Annotated in this window: 15 protein-coding genes; 6 read left to right on the top strand and 9 right to left on the bottom strand. The window is 63.1% G+C overall.

Annotated elements, in window-relative coordinates:
• Nucleotides 1–188: 188 nt before the first annotated feature.
• The gene (locus ACW5W4_RS11340) at nt 189–2618 is read right to left on the bottom strand and encodes a VolA/Pla-1 family phospholipase (RefSeq protein WP_456689427.1); all 2430 of its coding nucleotides are present in this window, start codon (nt 2616–2618) and stop codon (nt 189–191) included.
• A gap of 297 nt (nt 2619–2915) precedes the next feature.
• Here ACW5W4_RS11340 and ubiK point away from each other — a divergent pair, with 297 nt between their 5' ends.
• Nucleotides 2916–3173 carry a ubiquinone biosynthesis accessory factor UbiK gene (gene ubiK / locus ACW5W4_RS11335; protein WP_042000276.1) on the top strand — a complete coding sequence of 86 codons (258 nt, stop codon included), beginning with the start codon at nt 2916–2918 and terminating at the stop codon, nt 3171–3173.
• Nucleotides 3174–3305: 132 nt separating this feature from the next.
• Here ubiK and fre read toward each other — a convergent pair whose 3' ends face one another.
• The 5 genes from fre to trxA all read right to left on the bottom strand — a co-directional run bounded on the left by fre (nt 3306) and on the right by trxA (nt 8606).
• Nucleotides 3306–4004, bottom strand: coding sequence for an NAD(P)H-flavin reductase (fre, locus tag ACW5W4_RS11330; RefSeq protein WP_456689426.1), 699 nt, complete (start codon nt 4002–4004; stop codon nt 3306–3308).
• A 44-nt stretch (nt 4005–4048) separates the two neighbouring features.
• Nucleotides 4049–5542 (bottom strand): 4-hydroxy-3-polyprenylbenzoate decarboxylase, encoded by a 1494-nt coding sequence (gene ubiD, locus ACW5W4_RS11325; protein WP_427262589.1) that lies wholly within the window; start codon nt 5540–5542, stop codon nt 4049–4051.
• A gap of 32 nt (nt 5543–5574) precedes the next feature.
• A complete protein-coding gene (locus ACW5W4_RS11320) occupies nt 5575–6591 on the bottom strand; it encodes a hypothetical protein (protein WP_456689425.1) in 1017 nt (338 codons plus the stop codon).
• A 212-nt stretch (nt 6592–6803) separates the two neighbouring features.
• On the bottom strand, nt 6804–8069 hold the full coding sequence (gene rho, locus ACW5W4_RS11315; protein WP_042000284.1) for a transcription termination factor Rho: 1266 nt from the start codon (nt 8067–8069) through the stop codon (nt 6804–6806).
• Between the two features lie 210 nt (nt 8070–8279).
• Nucleotides 8280–8606, bottom strand: coding sequence for a thioredoxin TrxA (gene trxA / locus ACW5W4_RS11310; RefSeq protein WP_456689424.1), 327 nt, complete (start codon nt 8604–8606; stop codon nt 8280–8282).
• A 114-nt stretch (nt 8607–8720) separates the two neighbouring features.
• Here trxA and rhlB point away from each other — a divergent pair, with 114 nt between their 5' ends.
• From rhlB to ACW5W4_RS11295, 3 genes are read left to right on the top strand one after another with little or no spacing between them, the layout of a single operon-like run.
• Nucleotides 8721–10010 (top strand): ATP-dependent RNA helicase RhlB, encoded by a 1290-nt coding sequence (gene rhlB / locus ACW5W4_RS11305; protein WP_408795848.1) that lies wholly within the window; start codon nt 8721–8723, stop codon nt 10008–10010.
• Nucleotides 10011–11501 carry a guanosine-5'-triphosphate,3'-diphosphate diphosphatase gene (gppA, locus tag ACW5W4_RS11300; protein WP_456689423.1) on the top strand — a complete coding sequence of 497 codons (1491 nt, stop codon included), beginning with the start codon at nt 10011–10013 and terminating at the stop codon, nt 11499–11501.
• 21 nt (nt 11502–11522) lie between these two features.
• Complete coding sequence (locus ACW5W4_RS11295) at nt 11523–11777, top strand: Rho-binding antiterminator (RefSeq protein ID WP_456689422.1); 255 nt, start codon at nt 11523–11525, stop codon at nt 11775–11777.
• A gap of 72 nt (nt 11778–11849) precedes the next feature.
• Here the strand turns inward: ACW5W4_RS11295 and ACW5W4_RS11290 are convergent, their stop codons facing one another.
• From ACW5W4_RS11290 to prlC, 3 genes are all read right to left on the bottom strand, one after another.
• Complete coding sequence (locus ACW5W4_RS11290) at nt 11850–12611, bottom strand: class I SAM-dependent methyltransferase (RefSeq protein WP_456689421.1); 762 nt, start codon at nt 12609–12611, stop codon at nt 11850–11852.
• Between the two features lie 51 nt (nt 12612–12662).
• Nucleotides 12663–15209: a putative bifunctional diguanylate cyclase/phosphodiesterase gene (locus ACW5W4_RS11285; protein ID WP_456689456.1), complete on the bottom strand. Its 2547-nt coding sequence runs from the start codon at nt 15207–15209 to the stop codon at nt 12663–12665.
• A gap of 204 nt (nt 15210–15413) precedes the next feature.
• Nucleotides 15414–17456 carry an oligopeptidase A gene (prlC, locus tag ACW5W4_RS11280; RefSeq protein WP_456689420.1) on the bottom strand — a complete coding sequence of 681 codons (2043 nt, stop codon included), beginning with the start codon at nt 17454–17456 and terminating at the stop codon, nt 15414–15416.
• A 204-nt stretch (nt 17457–17660) separates the two neighbouring features.
• On the opposite strand from prlC, the gene ACW5W4_RS11275 reads away from it, so the two are divergent.
• Complete coding sequence (locus tag ACW5W4_RS11275) at nt 17661–19628, top strand: ATP-binding protein (RefSeq protein ID WP_456689419.1); 1968 nt, start codon at nt 17661–17663, stop codon at nt 19626–19628.
• 126 nt (nt 19629–19754) lie between these two features.
• Nucleotides 19755–21104 (top strand): glutathione-disulfide reductase, encoded by a 1350-nt coding sequence (gene gorA, locus ACW5W4_RS11270; RefSeq protein WP_456689418.1) that lies wholly within the window; start codon nt 19755–19757, stop codon nt 21102–21104.
• Nucleotides 21105–21382: the final 278 nt, after the last annotated feature.

Genomic DNA, 21382 nt, shown 5'->3' with positions numbered 1-21382 from the left:
GGGCTGAGAGGTTCCATTCGCTCGGCAACCACCATGATGGCAAACATGGTTCATCTGTCTGATGGGCTTGCTGGTCGGCTTGCTGCAAGGCTGGCTGGACAGACCACAAGCTGAACTGGGTGATATCCAGCCCCATAAGAAACGCCGCCCCAAGGGGCGGCGTTTTTGCGTCTGCCAGCTAGCGCGGCTTATTGCGCGAGCAAGGTGGCATCCGTGACCTGGACCGCAGCGCCGCCGCTCATGAAGAAGCTGGCGAACTGGGTCTGCATCTCGGTAGTAACGTCGCCGGTCGGGTCGAAGTTCTCGTCCGGCGCCAGCAAGGAGCCATGACCCCCGGCCACGAAGCGGGCGGCATGGTGGTTGGCCGCCCCGGTGGCGCTCAAGGCTTGCAGGCCCATCAGGCTGAACAGCGGCTCAGTGCCCCCCAGCGGTGCGGTGGCGATGCGGTTCGGGATCACCTGGTCCGGCAGGCTGGTGGCGCCATCGCCGACGACTTCGGTGGCAAACAGCGGGAAGTCCGCCTTGATGCCGGCAACCAGGTTGACCGGGTCGGCGGAATCCAGCACCGACTGGGCCGCGAAGCTGTAGCTCTGCAGGGTGCTGGCCGCCGTCGCCTGGCTGGCCGCATCCAGGCTCGGCAGGAACTCGTTGACGAAACAGGTCGGTACCGCCGTCTTGCAGTTGGGGGCATAGGCGCTGAAGCCCGTCTTGAGTGCCGGGCTGCCCGCGGTCAGCACGCCCATCTTGATGGTCGGGCCGAAGGTGGGCGAGTTCAGCAGCAGCGGAGCTATGCCGCCACCCGGCATGGCCAGGCCGCCGGTGGTGAACTCGAACAGGGCATTCGCCTGGGCATTGCCGATGTCCTGGTTGGCGACGGAGAGCAGATCGGCCCCCGAGATGGCCCCCAGAGAGTGACCGAGGAAGTGGACCTTGAGCCCGGCACCGCCGAGCTGGGTGCCCAAGCCTTTGGCATTGGCCAGCCCCACCGCCAGGCGCAGGCCCAGCAAGTCGGCCACGCTCTGCTTGAGGTTGTCCCGCGCCACCGTCAGGTAGCTCAGGTTCAGGTAGGGAGTCGGGTTCTCATCCGTGGTGACCGAGTCCGTGCTGCCGGTCAGGGCATAGCCGCGCTCGCCGTGCAGCGGGTGATCGATCACCACCACGGCCACGTTCTTGGTCGCCTGCAGGCCTGCACCTATCTGGCTCAGGGCGATGGCGTAGGCATTCTCCTTCACCGAGGTGACGCCGTGCTGATAGATGATGACGTCGGTGATGGTCTTCAAGTCGTCGGTTGGGGCGAAGATGCGCATCGGCACCGACTGCACCTCGGTCAGGGCCGGCAGCGGGTTGAAGCGGCCTATGTTCCGCTCGGCATCCAGCGCCTTGCCGCCCGAGGTGAGGGTCACCCCGATCAGCTTGCTCGCCTCCGCCAACAGCTCGGCCTGACGGGTCGGATCGGCGATGAGCGCGCCCAGCAGGGCCGGATCCACACCGGCGCCCACCAGGCCGCCGATCACCTCGGCATCCTGCACCTTCAGGGCATTGGCGATGGCATAGAGGCTGGGGATGGCGCCATGCCAGGACTGGGTCCTGGCCTTGTCCCAGGAGCCGGCGCTGGCCGGGGTCGCCAGGAAATAAGGCAGCTTGACCGCCCCGGTGTAGACCTTGGTCATCTGAGCGATGCCGTTCAGCTTGGGGCTGTTGGTGATGGTGCTGTCGAGCAGGGACTTCTGCTCGTCCGGCAGGAAGGGCTCCCCCGCCAGTTGGGTCAGGAAATCGACCCCGCCATTGAGGCCCGTCATGGTATAGGTCAGCGGCAGGCTGTCATTGCCCGCGGCATCCTGCTGCCACAGGGCGGCCGCATCCAGGGTCGGGCTCTGGAGGATGGAGGCCGCGGCCCCTTTCACCGCCACCAGCACGTCGGCGCCGGACTGGGTGCCGAACCAGTCGGAGAAGATGACGCGATCGCTGCTCACCCCGGTCGCGGCCTTGAACAGGCCCTCCTGCAGGGTGATCAGGCCATGGATGGTCTGCTCCTGGGTGTTGCTGCCGGCGTTGCCCTTGAAGTTGCTGTAATCGCTGCCGGCCTGCAATGCCTCGCCATCGCTGTCCTTGAGGCTGTCGGTGGCGACAATCATGTAATAGGAGGAGGGATTGAGCGGCTTGAGCGGCACCAGGTTGAGCTTGCCCCCCGCACTGGCGACCACGTAGTCGCTGCCGTAGGCCAGCACCTTCTTCACGCCGCTCGGGCGCAGATTTTCGCTGTCGAAGGTCAGCTCCAGCAGATAGAGGGGGGCCACGGAGGCACCGAACTCGGCGGCGGCGGGAGCAGGAACCTGGGTGCCCGAGCCGGTGACCGGCACTATCTGGATGGCCTGGGTGGTGGACCAGCCATCCAGGGTGGACAGGGCGGAGACGGGGTTGGAGAGATCGCTGGTCTCGGTGGAGAACTTGAGGGTGCCATCGTTGGCCCGCGCCGCCAGGGCGCTGGGACGAACGGCATTGGAGCCCGAGATCAGATAGTCCAGATAGCTGGAGGTGTCGTCATCCTTGCTGTCACTGCCACCGCAACCCGCGAGCAGGGCGCTGAGCACGGCCACATAAACTAGCTTCTTTTTCATATCCATGTCTCTTTATTAGTTGTTATCCATATGAGTCGACGCTTCACCGTCGCCACCAGCATATTAACAGGCAGGCAACAATTATCACTCATCTGGTCAGTCATCTGATCTGCTTTTTTTGTGTACAAGGTCAAGGAATTGCATTCTGGAAGGACTCGATAGGTTACCATTTGCCGACAACGAACCAGACCCGACCAGACCTCAGCCACGGGAGAGGTCGCAAAAATCACCCCCCGGCATCGGCAACGGGGACAAATAGCCGGTAGAATGGCGGCCATCAGATGAGGAGAAGCCGTGATGATCGACCCGAAGAAACTGGAAGATATTGCCAAACAGGTACACAACGCCCTGCCCCCCGGCATTCGTACCATGGGTGAAGAGGTGGAGAAGAAGATCCGCCAGGTGCTGCAGGCCCAGCTCGGCAAGCTGGATCTGGTCAGTCGCGAGGAGTTCGACGTGCAGACCAAGGTGCTGCTGCGCACCCGGGAGAAGCTGACCGCACTGGAAGCCAAGCTGGAGCAGCTCGAGCAGCAGCTCGGCCCCAAGGGGGAATAAGTCCGGGACAGGGCCCCCGCCCCGCACATGAAAAACCCCAGCCTGGCTGGGGTTTGTCGTTTCTGCGCCCATCTGGGGGCTGGCGCCCCCTGACGAGCCGTCGCAATCAGCTCGCGACGTCGCGGCAGGCGCTCAGATGAACTCGTAGGCGTCGCCGAAGATGCGTTCGGGCTCGGCGCCCAGCAGCTTGAACTCTTCCCGCGCCGCCCCCGCCATCTCGAAGCGGCCCGCCACATAGATGTCGTAGTCGTGCAGGCTGACGAAGTCATCCATGATGGCTTTGTGCACCAAACCCGTCTTGCCGGTCCAGTCCGCTTCCGGTTCCTGCACCACGGGAATGAAGGTGAGCGGCGCATAACTGGCGGCCAAACGCTCCATCTCGGCCTGCTCGTAGAGCCAGTGCGCCTGGCGCACCCCCCAATAGAGGAAGACGGGACGCTTGCTGCCCGTCGCCACCAGATACTCCAGGATGGAGCGGGCATAGGAGAAACCTGTGCCCCCCGCCATCAGGATCAGGGGCCGGGGGGAGCTGTCACGCAGGAAGGCCTTGCCCGCCGCCAGCTCCACCTCGATCTTGCCCTGCTCTCGCATCCGGGCCAGCACCTGGCCGGCGTAGGCATTCTCCGGCGTGGCGCCGATCTGCAGCTCCAGCACCCCGGAGCGGGTCGGTGAGTTGGCGATGGAGAAGGGTCGCTTGTCCGAATCGCTCATCACCACCAGCAGATACTGGCCCGGCTTGAAATTCACCTCTTGCAGCGGCGTCAGGGCCACGTGCCAGATGGTATCGACATATTCGCGCAGTTCCTCTACGCGGCACTTGATACGTTGCATTCTTGTCCTTGCGACGGGCCAGCCGGCCCGCTCCGTTCAGTGATTCAGACCCGGGACCCAGGGGTCGCGGCGTCGAGAATATTCAGTTCAGCCCAGATGGCATCAATCTTCTGCTTGACCGCCTCGTCCTGGACTATGGGTTGGCCCCACTCACGGTTGCTCTCCCCCGGCCACTTGTTGGTGGCATCCATCCCCATCTTGGAGCCCAGCCCCGACACAGGCGAGGCGAAGTCGAGATAGTCGATGGGGGTATGTTCGATCAGGGTGGTGTCCCGCGCGGGATCCATCCGGGTGGTGATGGCCCAGATCACATCCTGCCAGTTACGGGCATCGATGTCATCGTCGCAGACGATCACGAACTTGGTGTACATGAACTGGCGCAGGAAGGACCAGACCCCCAGCATCACCCGCTTGGCGTGCCCAGGATAGCGCTTCTTGATGGTCACCACCGCCATCCGGTAGGAGCAGCCCTCCGGCGGCAGATAGAAGTCGACTATCTCCGGGAACTGCTTTTGCAGTATGGGCACGAACACCTCGTTGAGCGCCACGCCGAGCACGGCCGGCTCATCGGGCGGGCGACCCGTGTAGGTGCTGTGATAGATGGCATCCCGGCGCATGCTGATGTGGGTGATGGTAAAGACCGGGAACTCGTCCACCTCGTTGTAGTAGCCGGTGTGATCGCCATAGGGCCCTTCCGGCGCCATCTCTCCCGGCTCCAGATAGCCTTCCAGCACGATCTCGGCGCTGGCGGGCACTTCGAGATCGCAGCTCAGTGCCTTGGCCACCTCGGTGCGGCTGCCCCGCAGCAGGCCGGCGAAGGCGTACTCGGAGAGCGAGTCCGGCACCGGAGTCACGGCGCCGAGTATGGTGGCAGGATCGGCGCCAAGCGCCACCACCACGGGGAAGCGCTCACCCGGGTGGGCCTCCTGCCACTCGCGAAAATCGATGGCCCCGCCCCGGTGATCCAGCCAGCGCATGATCAGCTTGTTCCTGCCGATCTTCTGCTGGCGGTAGATGCCGAGGTTCTGGCGCTTCTTGTAAGGGCCGCGGGTGATGGTCAGACCCCAGGTGACCAGGGGCGCCACGTCGCCTGGCCAGCAGTGCTGGATCGGCAGCTGGTCGAGATCCACCTCCTCCCCGCTCATCACCACCTGCTGGCAAGGAGGGGAAGAGACCCGCTTGGTCGGCATGTTGAGCACCTGCTTGAAGATGGGCAGCTTCTCCATCAGCTCCTTGAGGCCGCGGGGCGGCTCGGGCTCTTTCAGGTAGGAGAGCCAGGTGCCGACCTGGCGCAGGGCGCCCACGTCCTGCTGACCCATACCCATGGCGACCCGATCCGGGGTACCGAACAGGTTGGTCAGCACGGGCATGGCGTAACCCTTGGGGTTCTCGAACAGCAGGGCCGGGCCACCGGCGCGCAGGGTGCGATCGCTGATCTCGGTCATCTCCAGGTAGGGATCGATCTCCTGGCTGATGCGCTTGAGCTGGCCTTTCTTCTCGAGCTGCGCGATAAAATCACGCAAGTCCTTGTATTTCATGCGGGTACCGACTGTGTTCAGGAGGTGGGGCATTATAACCCCGGGGCGGCACCGGTTGTACCCGAATCGGGTGCCAGCAGCAGGGAGATGTTCGGGCGCCGCTCCATGCGCGTCAACTCGTCGGCCAGACGCACCAGCAGCCTGGGCTCATCCACCTCGAGCAGCAGGCTGGCGACCAGGCTGCCGTACTGGCTGTTGCCAAGCTCGGCCAGCAGGAAGTCCTGGGCCTTGACGGGCAGGGGGGAGAGCTGGCTCAGGGCCTTGAGGGCAGGCCGCTTCAGCTTGGGGTACTTGGTCGCACCGATGAGCAGGTCGCTTGCCGCCTCCCCCTTCAGCAGGGAAGGCAGCGCCTTGAGCGCCCTCAGGCTGTCGTCGTCCACCGGTTGGCGCCACAGCATGCGATAGAGCGCCGGCTCCCCGGTACGCAGCAGCAACTGGGTCAGCAGGCGGTTGTCCGGCAGGAAGATGTTCAGCTGGCCCAGCACTTGCGCCTGCTGGTGCAGCAGGCTGGTGGGCAGCTGGGCCAGCGCCTGCAGCAGGGCCTGCTGCTGCCGGGGCAGGTCCGGGTTGCGACTGTTATAGACCCGTTTCCAGTCGAAACGGCCCTGGCTCAGCTCCCGGCGATACTGGGCCTGCCAGTTCTGCTGCTGCCAGTGGGTCAGCAGCAGGCGCGCCTCGGCGGGAAAGTCATAGGCGGGCAGCTGCATCAGGAAGCCATCCACCTCCCCCTCCACCAGCCATTGGGGCGCCTTGCCGGACTGGGTCTGTACCCAGGACTGCAATGCCGCCGTGGCCGGGATGTGGCGCAGGTCCGCCATCAGCTGATAGATCAGGTACTCCCGCTGCCCCACGCTCAGGGAGGCGAGCAGAGTATCCACGGCGTCGAACCGGCCGGCCTTGAGCTGCGCGAGCAGGTAATGCCTGCTCTCCCCGACGCCTTCGTCGGCCACCAGGGCGCTCTTGATGGGCGGCGCCTTGGCCGGGGGGACGGCCAGGGCGGTCTCCCCCGCCAGCAGGCCGGCCAGCAGTAACCACATCACTCCTCTCATGACGTCTCCATCCATGTGACATCGAAGCCTCATACTAAGGCAAATCCTCAAACAAAAACCGCGATCCCGTACGGATTGCGGCATCTTCTGGCCAAGATCTCCACCGCGCAGGCCAGTCTGCGGACATGTCCGGCTCCCGTTCGGGGCCCATCGGCGCCGATAAACAAAAACCGCGACCAGGGGTCGCGGTTTACACAAGACTCGAACAGCACTTATTTCTGCTGACGACGCATGGAGTCGAAGAACTCGTCGTTGGTCTTGGTAGCTGCCAGCTTGTCGATGAGGAACTCGATGCTGTCGATCTCGCCCATGGGGTGAATGATCTTGCGCAGGATCCACATCTTCTGCAGCTCGTCCGGTGCGGTCAGCAGCTCTTCCTTGCGGGTGCCGGAACGGGTGATGTCGATGGCCGGATAGACGCGCTTCTCGGCAATCTTGCGCGAGAGGTGCAGTTCCATGTTGCCGGTCCCCTTGAACTCTTCGTAGATGACTTCATCCATCTTGGAGCCGGTATCGACCAGCGCGGTCGCAATGATGGTCAGGCTGCCGCCTTCCTCGACATTGCGGGCAGCGCCGAAGAAGCGCTTGGGCCTATGCAGGGCGTTGGCATCCACACCACCGGTCAGTACCTTGCCGGAGGACGGGATGACGGTGTTGTAGGCGCGGGCCAGACGGGTGATGGAGTCCAGCAGGATCACCACGTCCTTCTTGTGTTCGACTAGGCGCTTGGCCTTCTCGATCACCATCTCGGCGACCTGGACGTGACGGGAGGCGGGCTCGTCGAAGGTGGAGGCGATCACCTCTCCCCTCACCATGCGCTGCATCTCGGTCACTTCTTCCGGACGCTCGTCGATCAGCAGCACGATGAGCTCACAATCCGGATGGTTGTAGGCGATGCTCTGGGCGATGTTCTGCAGCAGCATGGTCTTACCGGCCTTGGGCGGCGCCACGATCAGGCCACGCTGACCCTTGCCGATGGGGGACGCCAGATCCAGCACGCGCGCCGTGATGTCTTCGGTCGAACCGTTGCCGCGCTCCATGCGCAGACGCTCGTTGGCGTGCAGAGGGGTCAGGTTTTCGAACAGGATCTTATTGCGGGAGTTTTCCGGACGGTCGTAGTTGACGTCGTTGACCTTGAGCAGGGCGAAGTAGCGCTCGCCCTCTTTCGGCGGCCGGATCTTGCCGGAGATGGTGTCGCCGGTGCGCAGGTTGAAACGGCGGATCTGGCTGGGGGAGACATAGATGTCATCCGGGCCGGCCAGGTAGGAACCATCTGCACTACGCAGGAAGCCGAAGCCATCGGTCAGGATTTCCAGCACACCGTCGCCAAAGATATCCTCGCCACCCTTGGCATGCGCCTTGAGGATCGCGAAAATAATGTCTTTCTTGTGGGCCCGAGCCAGATTTTCCAACCCCATGGTTTCGCCGAGCTTGACCAGCTCAGACACAGGAGTGTTCTTTAATTCAGTCAGATTCATAGTGGTGAAAGTCTGTAAGCAAGGATTGAATGGGGACGAGACAGTCTGCTGGATTGATGCCGAGTAGAATTGAATTTGCCAGGCTGTTGTGGAGCAAAGCGTCAGGCAAAAAGGTTAGCAAACGAGCGATAAATTAGCACCAATCGGGGTGAGCGTCTAGGTGATAAAACACAAGGAGCGCATTATTGCAATGCGCTCCTTACTTGATAATTACAGGTTGCCGTCCAGAAACTCTTTGAGCTGAGTCTTGGACAGGGCGCCGACCTTGGTGGCTGCCACTTCGCCGTTCTTGAACAGCAGCAGGGTCGGAATACCACGGATGCCGTACTTGGGGGCGGTCTCGGCATTGTGGTCGATGTTCAGTTTGGCCACGGTCACGCGACCTTCATATTCTTGAGAGATTTCATCCAGTATCGGGGCAATCATCTTGCAGGGACCGCACCACTCTGCCCAAAAATCGACCAGAACGGGGCCGTTTGCTTTGATTACATCTGCCTCGAAGCTGGCATCGCTCAGCTGAACAATCTTGTCACTCATCTCCAACTCCAGTCAGTCAATAAGCCCTTAATTGAGACGTCAACAAAGGCAATAGTTGCCCTATTTGAAATGATCCTGTTTATTATTGCAAGCCTAACCTGATAACCTACCGCCATGAGCAAAACACACTTAACGACCGATAAATTCGCCCAAATGGGCCTCGAACCCGAAGTTCTGGCTGGTCTGGAAGCAAAGGGATTTCACTATTGTACGCCCATCCAGGCACTGTCTCTGCCCCTGCTGGTTGAAGGCCATGACCTCGCCGGTCAGGCCCAGACGGGTACCGGCAAGACCATTGCCTTCCTGGCCGCGACATTCAACTATCTGCTGACCCACCCCCTGACCAAGCCACGCCTGGTCAACCAGCCCCGCGCCATCATCATGGCACCGACCCGGGAACTGGCGGTCCAGATCTACAACGACGCCGACACCATGTCAGCCTCGACCGGGCTCAAGCTCGGCCTCGCCTACGGTGGCGAAGGGTATGACAAGCAGCTGGCCGTGCTGGAACAGGGTGTCGACATCCTGATCGGCACCACGGGCCGCATCATCGACTATTTCAAGTCCAACGTCATCGATCTGGGCAACATCCAGGTGGTGGTGCTGGACGAAGCGGATCGCATGTTCGATCTCGGCTTCATCAAGGACATACGTTTCCTGTTCCGCCGCATGCCGGAAGCCACCGAGCGACTGAACATGCTGTTCTCCGCCACCCTCTCCCTGCGGGTGCAGGAGCTGGCCTACGAGCATATGAACCACCCGGAACATGTGCAGGTGGAGCCGGAGCAGATGACGGGCGTGCGCATCAAGGAGGAGCTGTTCTATCCCTCCAACGAAGACAAGATGCTGCTGCTGCTCTCCCTGATGGAAGAGGAGTGGCCGGAGAAAGCCATCGTCTTCGCCAACACCAAGCATGTCTGCGAAGACGTGCAGGCCTGGCTGGAAAATGACGGCCACCGCGCCGGTCTGCTGACCGGTGACGTGCCCCAGAAGAAGCGGATGAAGATCCTGGACGACTTCACCAAGGGCAAGCTCGACATCCTGGTCGCCACCGACGTGGCCGCCCGTGGTCTGCATATCCCGGACGTGACCCACGTCTTCAACTACGACCTGCCCGACGATGCCGAAGACTATGTGCACCGCATCGGTCGTACCGGCCGCGCCGGCAAGAGCGGTCACTCCATCAGCCTGGCCTGTGAAGACTATGCCTTCAACCTGCCGGCCATCGAGGAGTACATCCACCACGCCATCCCGGTCAGCAAGTACGACAGAGACGCCCTGCTCGATGACGTGACGGCGCCCAAGCGCATCCATCGCAACCGTCAGCCGGTGAACCGCAACATGCGGGATCGCCAGGGTGGTGGCAACAGCAACAACCGCCGTCGTCCGCCCCGCAAGAACTAAATGCACAACTCGCCGCTCTACGCCGCCATCGACCTCGGCTCCAACAGCTTTCACATGCTGGTGGTGCGCGAGGTCGCCGGCGCTCTGCGTACCGTCACCAAGGTCAAACGCAAGGTTCGCCTCGCCGCCGGTCTGGATTCGGAATTTCGCCTGAGCCAGACCGCCATGGCCCGGGGCTGGGACTGCCTGCGGCTGTTCGCCGAACAGTTGCAGGACATCCCCGCCGACAACATCCGGGTGGTGGGCACCGCCACCCTGCGTCTGGCCACCAACGTCGATGAGTTCCTGAGCGAGGCCGAACGGGTCCTCAATCACAACATCGAAATCATCTCGGGCGAGGAAGAGGCCAAGACCATCTACGAGGGGGTCTCCTGGACCTCCGCCGGGGAAGGCAATCGCCTGGTGATCGACATCGGCGGCGCCAGCACAGAGCTGGTTATCGGCGAACACAGCGAAGCGAAACTGCTCAACAGCCTGCACATGGGCTGCGTCACCTGGCTCAACAACCACTTCGGTGACGGCGAGCTCTCCGAGGCCCGTTTCCAGCAGGCCATTGCCGCCGCCAAGGCGGTGCTGGAGAAGGTGACGGAGGATTATCGCGCCCTCGGCTGGCGTACCTGTGTCGGCGCCTCCGGCACGGTGCAGGCGCTGCAGGAGATCATGCTGGCGCAAGGGAAGAGCGAGCGAGTCACCCTGCCCAAGTTGCAGGAGCTGATGGGTCAGGCCATCGCCTGCGGCAGGCTGGATCGACTGCAGCTGGAGGGACTGGCGGCCGAGCGGCTCACCGTGTTCCCCTCCGGCCTCGCCATCCTGATCGCCATCTTCGAGACCCTGGGGGTCGAGAGCATGACCCTGGCGGGCGGGGCGCTGCGGGAAGGGCTCATCTACGGCCTGCTCGGCAACAATCACGACTGCGATGCCCGGGACAGAACCGCCGACAGCCTGATCAGCCGCTACCAGCTCGACAAGGAACATGCCGAGCGGGTGCGTGACACCGCCATAGAGGCGTTCAATCAGCTGCAACCGGCCTGGCGCCTCTCCAAGCGTTACGGTCGCCCCATACTGCGCTATGCCGCCCTGCTGCACGAGATAGGGCTGTGCATCGAGTACAAGAAGGCGCCGCAGCACGCCGCCTACATCATCGACAACATCGACATGCCGGGCTTTACCCCGGCGCAGAAGAAGCTGCTGTCGGCCCTGCTGTTCAACCAGCGGGATGAATTCAAGCTGGAGACCCTGGAGAAGCAGGGCGCCGTCACCGCCCGCCAGGCGATCCGCCTGGCCCGCATACTGCGCATCTCCCTGATCCTCTGCATGCGCCGCACCCAGGGCACAGTGCCCAGCTTCACCCTGCAGGCGGACGAGGATGCCCTCACCCTCACCCTGCCCAGGGGATGGATGGAGGAGCACTACCTGCGGGCCAGCGAGCTGCGCCTTGAGGTGGAGCGCCAGCAAAAGATGGGCTGGCCCACTAGGCTGCTGGAAGCCTGAACCCCCTCGAGCCAACAGACCATGACGGATTACCAACCCATCAACTGTGACCTCTACGACTGGCTCGAGATCGCCGCCCGCTGGCAACTGACGGTCACCCTCACCCGCCGGGATGGGCACCAGTGGGATGACAGGATCCGCACCATCGAAGCCAGAGAGGGGGTCGAGTATCTGCTGCTGGCGAGCGGCGAGCGCCTCAGCCTCGCCGATCTGGCGACCCTGGACCTCGTCTGGCAGGGGGAAGCAAGGCAGATACACTTCCCCGCCGCGCCCTGAGCCGCACGAAAAAAAGGAGGGCCAACATCATGTTGGCCCTCCTTTTTTGCATGCCGTCGGCGCCCGCCGTGCTCAGCACCCCGCCAGGGCCGCCATCACATAGACGTCGAAGCGGTTGTTCTTGGTCTCGATGGCCATGCTGGGTTTGTGCTCGTTGAGCCAGCCCGCGTAGGCAGGCCGCTTCACCACCACCCGCCGTTGCGCCATCTCCAGGGCCGCCGGCAACAGGCTATCCGCGTCGAGATCCGGCCCCACCAGGGACTGGAACACCCGCATCTCCTTCTTCACCAGGGCCGACTTCTGCTTGTGGGGGAACATGGGATCCAGGTACACCACCTCGGGCCGCTCGGCCAGGGCCAGCAGCTGCTCGGTAGCGGGCCCCTGGATCAGCCGCATCCGCTCCCTCACCCAGGGACCTATGTCGGGATCCTGGGCCGCCCGGGTCAGGCCATCCGCCAGCAGGGCCGCCACCACGGGACTGCGCTCGATCAGGGTCACCCGGCAACCCAGGGAGGCGAGCACGAAGGCGTCGCGACCCAGCCCGGCGGTGGCATCCACCACGGTCGGATTGGCCCCGGCCTTGAGGCCGACCGCCTTGGCGATGGACTGACCCCGGCCCCCGCCAAACTTGCGTCTGTGGGCCACGGCCCCTTCCACGAAATCGACATAGACGGCCCCCAGCTTGGCCTCATCCAGCTTGCGCAGCTCCAGCCTGGTCTCTGTCAGCACCAGGGCAAAGGGGGCGGGAAACGCCACGTCGGCGAGGCGCTGGCGCAGGACGTCGAGCTCGCCATCACGAGCGGGGGCTTCACAGGACACCTGAATAGGAAACATGGATGGACTCACGGCAACGAACAGGGCGGCCATGATAACAGAAGCCGGGGATCAGCTCACGATGGGCAGGCTCATGCCTGCCCGGTTGACCTCCAGATAGGCCACCAGATCCTCGAAGGCCAGCGGCCGGCTGAGCAGGTAACCCTGGGTGAAGGCGCACCCCTTCTGGCAGAGGAAGCTGAGCTGCTCCCGGGTCTCCACCCCCTCGATCACCACCTGCATGCCGAGGTTGTGCACTATGTTGATGATGCCGTCCAGCAGCAGCCTGTCCTGCTCGTTGAAGGGGATATGGCGCACGAAGCTGCGATCTATCTTCACCAGATCCACCGGGAAGGTGCGCAGGTAGGTGAGCGCCGAATAGCCGGTGCCGAAGTCGTCGATGGCCAGCTTGCAGCCCACCTGACGCAGGGATTCGATGCGGATCCTGTGCTGGTCGCTGCTCTCCATCAGCAGGGATTCGGTGATCTCTATGATGATGTCGCTCGGCTCCAGACCGAAGTGCTCTATCACCCTCAGCCACTCCGAGGCCTGGGGATCTATGGTCTGGAATTCCAGGGTGGAGCGGTTGATGGACATCTGCAGCTCGGGGAAGCCGTTTTGTTGCAAGCGGGCGAGATCCCGGCACGACTGCCACAGCACCAGGGCCCCCAGGCTCTGGATCAGGCCCGCCTCCTCCGCCAGGGGAATGAAATCGGCCGGGGAGACCTGACCCCAGTGGGGGTGATACCAGCGCACCAGGGCCTCCAGCTTGGCGACCCGGCCGCTGCGGTTGTCCCAGATGGGCTGATAGGCCATGGTCAGCTGCTCCTGCTTGATCGCCTCCGCCAGATCCTGCTGCATCTGATGGCGCTGACGCACCTCTTCACGCATGGAGGCGCAGTAGCTCTCGAGGGGACGGCCGAGCCGCTTGGCGGCAAACAGCGCCTGCTCGGCATTGCGCAGCAGTTCATCGCTCTCGCTGCCATCGGCGGGACAGAGGGTGACGCCGACCGTGGCCGTGATGTAGAGCTGCTGATTGGCCAGCATGAAGGGACGGGCGAAGCTGCCCTGCACCTGCTTGGCAAATACCTCCGCCTGACGACGGCTGACGATGCCAGGCACCAGGAAGGCGAACTCGTCGCCGCCGATGCGGGCCACCAGATCCTCGGTACGCACCCGGCTCACCAATCGATCCGACACCTCCCGCAGCAGGGCATCGCCGACATGGTGATCCATGCTGTTGTTGACCGCCTTGAAGTTGTTGAGGTCGAGCACCATGAGGGCGAAGCGCTCGCCCCGCTCGCAGAAGCGGGTCAGGCTGCGGCCAAACAGCCAGCGATTTGGCAGGCCGGTGAGGTTGTCATAGTTCGCCTGGGTCGCGATCTTCTGCTCGGCGAGCTTGGTCTGGGAGATATCGCTGGAGATGGCGATGTACTGGGTGATTTTTCCCCCTTCACGCAGGGCACTGATCATCAGCTGCTGGGGGTAGAGCTTGCCGTTCTTGCGCTTGTTCCACACCTCGCCACGCCAGATGCCGACCCGGGAGAGGGTATGGTACATGTCGGCATAGAAGGCCTTGTCGTGCAGGCCGGACTTGAGGATGCTGGGGGTCAGGCCGCACGCCTCCTCGCTGCTGTAACCTGTGATGCGCTCGAAGGCCGGGTTGACCGAGATGATGCGGCTGTCGGCGTCGCACACCAGGATGGCTTCGGACAGGTTGTCATAGACCCGGTGGGAGAGCTTGAGCTGCTCGGCGTGGCGCCGGGCATCGTCTATGTTCTCCAGCAGCAGCATCAGGTGATCGGGCTCGTGGCGCTCGTTGCGCACCAGGGTCACCGTCACCCTGCCCCACAGCTCATGGCCCAGCTTGTGACGATAGCGCTTCTCCAGGGTCACGACGCTGCGTTCGCCGCGCACCAGCTCGCCATAGCAGGCCAGGCTGCGCAGCCAATCCTTGGGATGATGCAACTCGGCGGCCGTTCTGTGCAGCAGCTCCTCCTCGCGGTAACCCAGCATCTTCTCGATGGCCGGGTTGGCCCACAGCAGGCGCCCCTGCAGATCCAGCTTGCCGATGCCGACCGGGGCGTGGGCCAGCATGCTGTCCATGGCGGGCAGGGGCAGCGTGGCGGGGGCGGCAGTCCGGCTCTGGCTCAGCGCCAGCTCGCGGCCCGCCAGCGGCGCCAGCAGGCGCAGCACGCTCATCACCCTGTCCATGCTGTCCATCCCCTGGCGAAACCAGAGGCTGCAGATGCCGATGGTCTGGCCCTGGGCATCCCGCAGGGCGATGCCGGCATAGCCGCGTACCCGATGGGCGATGAACAGGGGAGCCTGGGGAAACAGCTGGGGCAGGCGATCGCAGAACCAGGCCTCACCCTGCTGCAGCACTATCTCCCCCGGAGTGGCGGCGATGGGGACCCGGGAGCCCTGGATGCCCAGGGTCGCCGGAAAGGCGGAGTGCAGCTCGAACGAGGCACCGCTCGGATCTCGCCCTGCCACCAGCACCACATCGGCCTGCACCGCCGCCGCGAGCTCAGTGACGAAGCTGTCAAAGTACCCCAGCCCACTGGCGTGGGACAGGTTTGACATGATCCGATAGACAGATGTGACTGCTCGCCTCATGGCAAGATGCATTCTCTCCTGTGGGTATGGACTGCGACTCTACTCAAGCGAGCCGAACAGTGCAAATGAGCTCGAGGCAAGGTCTTCAAATTACGTGAAAAAAGGGACCATTGGTCCCTTTTTCTCGCAAAAATCAGGCAGAGATCCCGCTATGGCGCAAAAGTGTACCTACTTGACCCTCTCGCACCCGGGGTGCCGACCGCATCAGGCCGCGATCCCGCTGTGGCGCAACAGGGCGTCCACCTGGGGTTCCCGGCCCCGGAAGGCACGAAACAGCTCCATGGGTTCTTTCGAGCCGCCCTTCTCCAGAATGTGCTTCAGGAAGGATTGGCCGGTGGCCTGGTTGAAGATCCCCTCCTCCTCGAAGCGGGAGAAGGCATCGGCGGAGAGCACCTCGGCCCACTTGTAGCTGTAGTAACCCGCCCCGTAGCCACCGGCGAAGATGTGGGTAAAGCTGTGCTGGAAGCGGTTGAACGCAGGCGGTGTCAACACGGCCACCTGGCTTCGCACCTCCGCCAGCAGGGCCGGGATCTGCCCGGGGTTGGCCGGATCGAACTCCTGGTGCAGGCGGAAGTCGAACAGGGCGAACTCCAGCTGACGCAGCATCTGCATCGCCGCCTGGAAGTTGCGGGCGGTCAGCATCTTCTCCAGCAGATCCGCAGGCAGCGGCTCTCCCGTCTCATGGTGACTGGAGATGAAGGCCAGCGCCTCGGACTCCCAGCACCAGTTCTCCAGGAACTGGCTCGGCAGCTCCACCGCATCCCAGGCCACGCCGTTGATGCCGGCCACGCCGGCGACGTCGATCTGGGTCAGCATGTGGTGAATGCCGTGGCCGAACTCGTGGAACAGGGTCACCACCTCGTTGTGGGTGAACAGGGCGGGCTTGCCATCCACGGGGCCGTTGAAGTTGCAGGTCAGATAGGCCACCGGGTTTTGCAAGGAGCCATCCTGGCGGTAGCGACGACCGAGGCAGACATCCATCCAGGCCCCGCCCTGCTTGTGCTCGCGGGCATAGAGGTCGAGATAGAAGCTGCCGCGCAGCTCGTCTTCACCATCGAAGATATCGAAGAAGCGCACGTCCGGGTGCCAGGTCTCGATGCCGTACCGCTCGCGCACCTTCATGCCGAACACCCGACGCACCACCTCGAACAGACCGTTGACCACCTTGCCCGCCGGGAAGTAGGGACGCAGCTGCTCGTCGGAGATGGAGAACTTGTGCTGCTTGAGCTTCTCGGCGTAGTAAGGGAGATCCCAGGCGGCCAGATCGCGCTGGTCGTAATGCTCGGCGGCGAAGGCGCGGATCTCCGCCAGCTCGGCCTTGCCCTGGGGCAGGGAGCGCTCGGCCAGGTCGGTGAGGAAGCCCACCACCTGCTGCGGTTTCTCCGCCATCTTGGTGGCCAGGGAGAGCTCGGCGTAGTTGGCAAAGCCCAGCAGCCGGGCCAGCTCGCGGCGCAGGGTGAGCAGCTCCGTCATGATGGCGGAGTTGTCCCACTTGCCGGCGTTGGGGCCCTGATCCGAGGCACGGGTGCAGTAGGCACCGTAGAGCTCCTCACGCAGCGCCCGGTTATCGGCATACATCATCACCGGCAGGTAGGAGGGAATGTCCAGGGTGAACAGCCACCCCTCCTTGCCCTTCTGTTCGGCCAGCTGACGGGCGGCCGCCTTCGCACTCGCGGGCAGACCGGCCAGCTCGGCCTCGTCGGTCACCAGCTTGCTCCAGCTCATGGTCGCATCCAGCACATTGTTGCTGAAGCGGGACGCCAGCTCGGAGAGGCGGGCCTGGATCTCGCCATACCGCTGCTTCTGCTCCGCAGGCAGGCCGATGCCGGACAGGCGGAAATCCCGCAGGGTGTTCTCTATCTCCTTGCGCTGGGCACCACCGAGGCGGGGGAAGTCATCGCTCTGGGCCAGCTCAGAGTAGGCTTCATACAAGCCCTCATGCTGGCCGACATAGGTCTGGAATTCCGACAGCAGCGGCAGGCAGGCGTCATGGGCGGCGCGCAGCGCCTCGCTGTTTTGCACGGCGTTGAGATGGCTGACCGGTGACCAGATGCGGGCCAACCTGTCGTTGACCTCTTCCAGCGGGGCGATCAGGCTGTCCCAGGTGTGGGGGCCGCTCTGGGCCAGCACATCCTGGATCTTCTGTTTGCTGTCGGCGATCGCCTGCACCACGGCAGGCTGGACATGTTCAGGCTGAATGCGGCTGAAAAGCGGCAAGGAGTCCATTGTCAGCAAAGGGTTATTCATCCTGTCGTACCTCATTTCTCAGCCCCTGCTGTCCAGAAGCCTTATCATTTTGCTTGGACCACCTAAGATGTAGGCTCCGGGCGCATTAATCAAGCCTTTGCCTGCAACACCCTCGACTCAGCCACAGCTTGCGGCAAACCCCCACGACAGCGCTGAGTGAAGCGGTTAAACTGATGCCCTTCCTATCCAGACCGCAAGGACGCCATGTCAGGACTCTTCATCAGGACCGCAAAGGCCATCGGCTTCAACGGCCTCTCCTATCGCCTGCTCTCCTACATTCTCATCTGCAGCACGGCCCTGGCCCTCATCATCACGGCATTGCAGCTGGTCTGGGACTATCGCAAGGATGTGGCCCTCATCGAGGACAGCATCGGCCAGATCGAAGCCTCCTTCCTGCAACCCATCTCCGCCAGCCTGTGGAACCTGGATGAGGAGCAGGTCAAGGTGCAGATTGAGGGCATCATGAATCTGCCCAACATGCAGTTCGTCATGGTCAAGGAGCTGCTGGGTAGCGCCGAGGTGCCGCTGCTGACCCAGGGGATTGAGCGGGACAGGTACGACATCTCTCGCGAATTCATGCTGAGCTATCAGGGAGAGACGGTCGGCAAGCTGTTCGTGGCCGCGTCGCTGGAGCAGGTGTATCAACGCCTGATAGAGAAGTCCGTCCTCATCCTGATCAGCCAGACCATCAAGACCCTGGTGGTGTCCTTTTGCATACTCTGCATCATTTACTATCTGGTGGTGCGCCACCTGCACCGCATCGCCCACTACGCGGAGCAGTTCAATCTGGAGCGGCTGGATGTGCCCCTCACCCTGGAGGGGCGCCCGCTGCCCCGCAGGAAACCCGATGAGCTCGATACCCTGGTCGCCACCCTCAACGAGATGCGCAGCCGGCTGCAAGATGAACTCATGGCCCGCCATCAGTCCGCGGTGCAGCTGCAACAGGAGCGCGACTTCTCCGCCACCCTGATCAACTCGGCCAACATGATCATCTGCTGCCTGGAGCCCGACCTCACCATCGCCAGTGTCAACCCGGCCGCCGTCCTGCTCACCGGCTATCACCAACTGGAGATCCAGGGGCTCAACTGGCTGACCCTGTTCGTGGAGGAGGCGCAGCGCGACCCCATTCAGGCCAGGATCGCGCGCCAGGAGAAGATCGAGGATGAAGAGCTGACCATGTTCGATCAGGACGGCGGCGAGCTCACCCTGCAGTGGACCTTCGCCCCCTTCTACGAGGGGGAGGACCTCAAGTATCTGATTGGCTTTGGCTATGACATCACCCGCCTCAAGCGGATCGAGCGGGAGATCACCGAATTCAACGAACAGCTCGAAGGCAAGGTGCAGGAGCGCACCCGCAGCCTGAGCGAGGCCAACGATCAGCTGGGCAAGGCCTATCACGACCTGAAGCAGGCTCAGCAGACTCTGGTGGAGTCGGAGAAGATGGCGTCGCTCGGTTCCCTGGTCGCCGGTGTGGCCCACGAGATCAACACCCCCATCGGCATCAGCGTCACCGCCTCCTCCTATCTGCAAGAGCAGGTCGCCGACTTCAAGCAGCACCTGGAGGCCAAACAGCTCTCCCGCTCCTATCTCAATGAATTCACGGTCAATCTCGACGAGTCCATGCAGCTGCTGCAGGGCAACCTGCGCCGCGCATCCGAGCTCATCGCCAGCTTCAAGCAGGTGGCGGTCGATCAATCCTCCGAGGCCCGCTACAGCTTCAACGTTGCCGAGAACCTGCATCAGGTGGTGGTCTCCCTCGGTCACAAGCTCAAGAAGGCCCAGTGCGAGCTGGATATCCAGTGCGATCCCAAGCTCAGTATCTTCTCCTTCCCGGGCAGCTTCACCCAGATCTATTCCAACCTGATCCTCAACTCCATCCATCACGGCTTCGACGAGTGGGACAGACCCAAGAAGATCAGCATCCGGGTCGAACGCCAGGGGGAGGATCTGGTCATCGACTATGCCGACAATGGCCGAGGCATTCCCCCCCACATACTGCCGCGCATCTTCGATCCCTTCGTCACCTCCAAGCGGGGCCACGGCGGCAGCGGGCTCGGCACCCACATCATCTACAACCTGGTGGTGCAGCTGCTGCGCGGACGCATCCACTGCAGCAGCGAACCCGGCCATGGCGCCCAGTTCCACATCCGCGTGCCCATGCAGGAGGGGTGAATCGGCCCCTCCCCGCACGGTTCAGGGCGCGCCCATGACCCCGCTGCCGGACACCGGCTCTTGTGAGACGGCCCTTTTGTCCCCATCATCGGGTATTGCACCCTCAACCCGTGGAGAGCCAACCCAATGGCACAGCATTTCGACTATATCGCCATCGGCGGCGGCAGTGGCGGCATCGCCTCCGCCAACCGCGCCGCCATGCACGGCAAAAAAGTAGCCCTGATTGAAGCCAAAGATCTGGGGGGTACCTGCGTCAACGTCGGCTGTGTCCCCAAGAAGGCCATGTGGTATGCCGGCCAGATCGCCGATGCCCTCAAATACGGACCCGACTACGGCTTCGATACCACCCTCAACCACTTCAACTGGGCCAAGCTGGTGGAGTCCCGCCAGGCCTATATAGGCCGCATCCACCACTCCTACGAGAACGTGCTGGGCAAGAACGGCATCACCGTCATCAGGGGCTTCGCCCGCTTTGTCGACAGCCACACCGTCGAGGTGAATGGCGAGCGCTACAGTGCCGATCACATACTGATCGCCACCGGCGGCCACCCCGAGGTGCCTGCCATCCCGGGGGCCGAATACGGCATCGACTCCGACGGCTTCTTCGCGCTGGAGAGCCAGCCCAAACGGGTCGCCGTGGTCGGCGCCGGCTATATCGCGGTCGAGATAGCCGGTGTGATGCAGGCCCTCGGTTCGGAAACCCACCTGGTGGTGCGCAAGCACGCGCCCCTGCGCAGCTTCGACCCCATGATCCAGGAGACACTGGTGGAGATCATGGCCGCCGAAGGGCCCAGGCTGCACAACCACGCCATCCCCAAGGCCGTCATCAAGAACGCCGATGACAGCCTGACCCTGCAACTGGAAGATGGCCGCCACCTCACGGTGGACTGCCTGATCTGGGCCATCGGCCGCGCCCCCGCCACCGACGGCCTCAACCTGGCTGCCACCGGCATCACCCTGGACGAGAAGGGCTTTATCCCGACCGACAAGTTCCAGAACACCACCATCGCCAACCTCTATGCCGTGGGTGACAACACCGGCCGTATCCAGCTCACCCCGGTGGCCGTCGCCGCCGGTCGTCGCCTCTCGGAGCGGCTGTTCAACAACCAGCCGGACGCGCACCTCGATTACGATCTGGTGCCGACCGTGGTGTTCAGCCACCCCCCCATCGGCACCATAGGCCTGACCGAGCCGGAGGCCATCGCCGAGTATGGCGAGTGTCAGGTGAAGGTGTACCGCAGCCAGTTCACCGCCATGTACTCGGCCCTGACCCAGCATCGCCAGCCCACCCGGATGAAGCTGGTCTGCGTCGGCCCGGAAGAAAAAGTGGTCGGCCTGCACGGCATCGGCTTTGCCATGGACGAGATCCTGCAAGGCTTCGGCGTCGCCATGAAGATGGGGGCCACCAAGGCGGATTTTGACAACTGCGTCGCCATCCACCCCACCAGCGCGGAAGAGTTCGTTACCATGCGTTGAGGCTGGGGGAACAGGAAAATCGGGATCAACCCGACAACTGCGTTCCCGCTCCCCACCCGACCATCGTGACAATGCGATAAGCATGGTTGAAGCTGGCCTGTCACTATCAGGCCAACTTCAACAACTGCGTTCCTCTTCCCACTCCATCAGGCCAGCCTCGACAGCAGGCTGACCCTTCCAACCCGGCCCAGGCCGGGTTTTTTGCTCCCCCCTCCCCCAAGCCCTCGCAAAACCGGCGTTTTTTACGCCGATTTTACGCCTGTCCCCGGGCGCTTTAT

It is taken from the genome of Aeromonas crassostreae (genome assembly GCF_054052445.1).
Note: the sequence above shows the minus strand (reverse complement) of the source record. Positions and strands in the feature narration are given on the sequence as shown.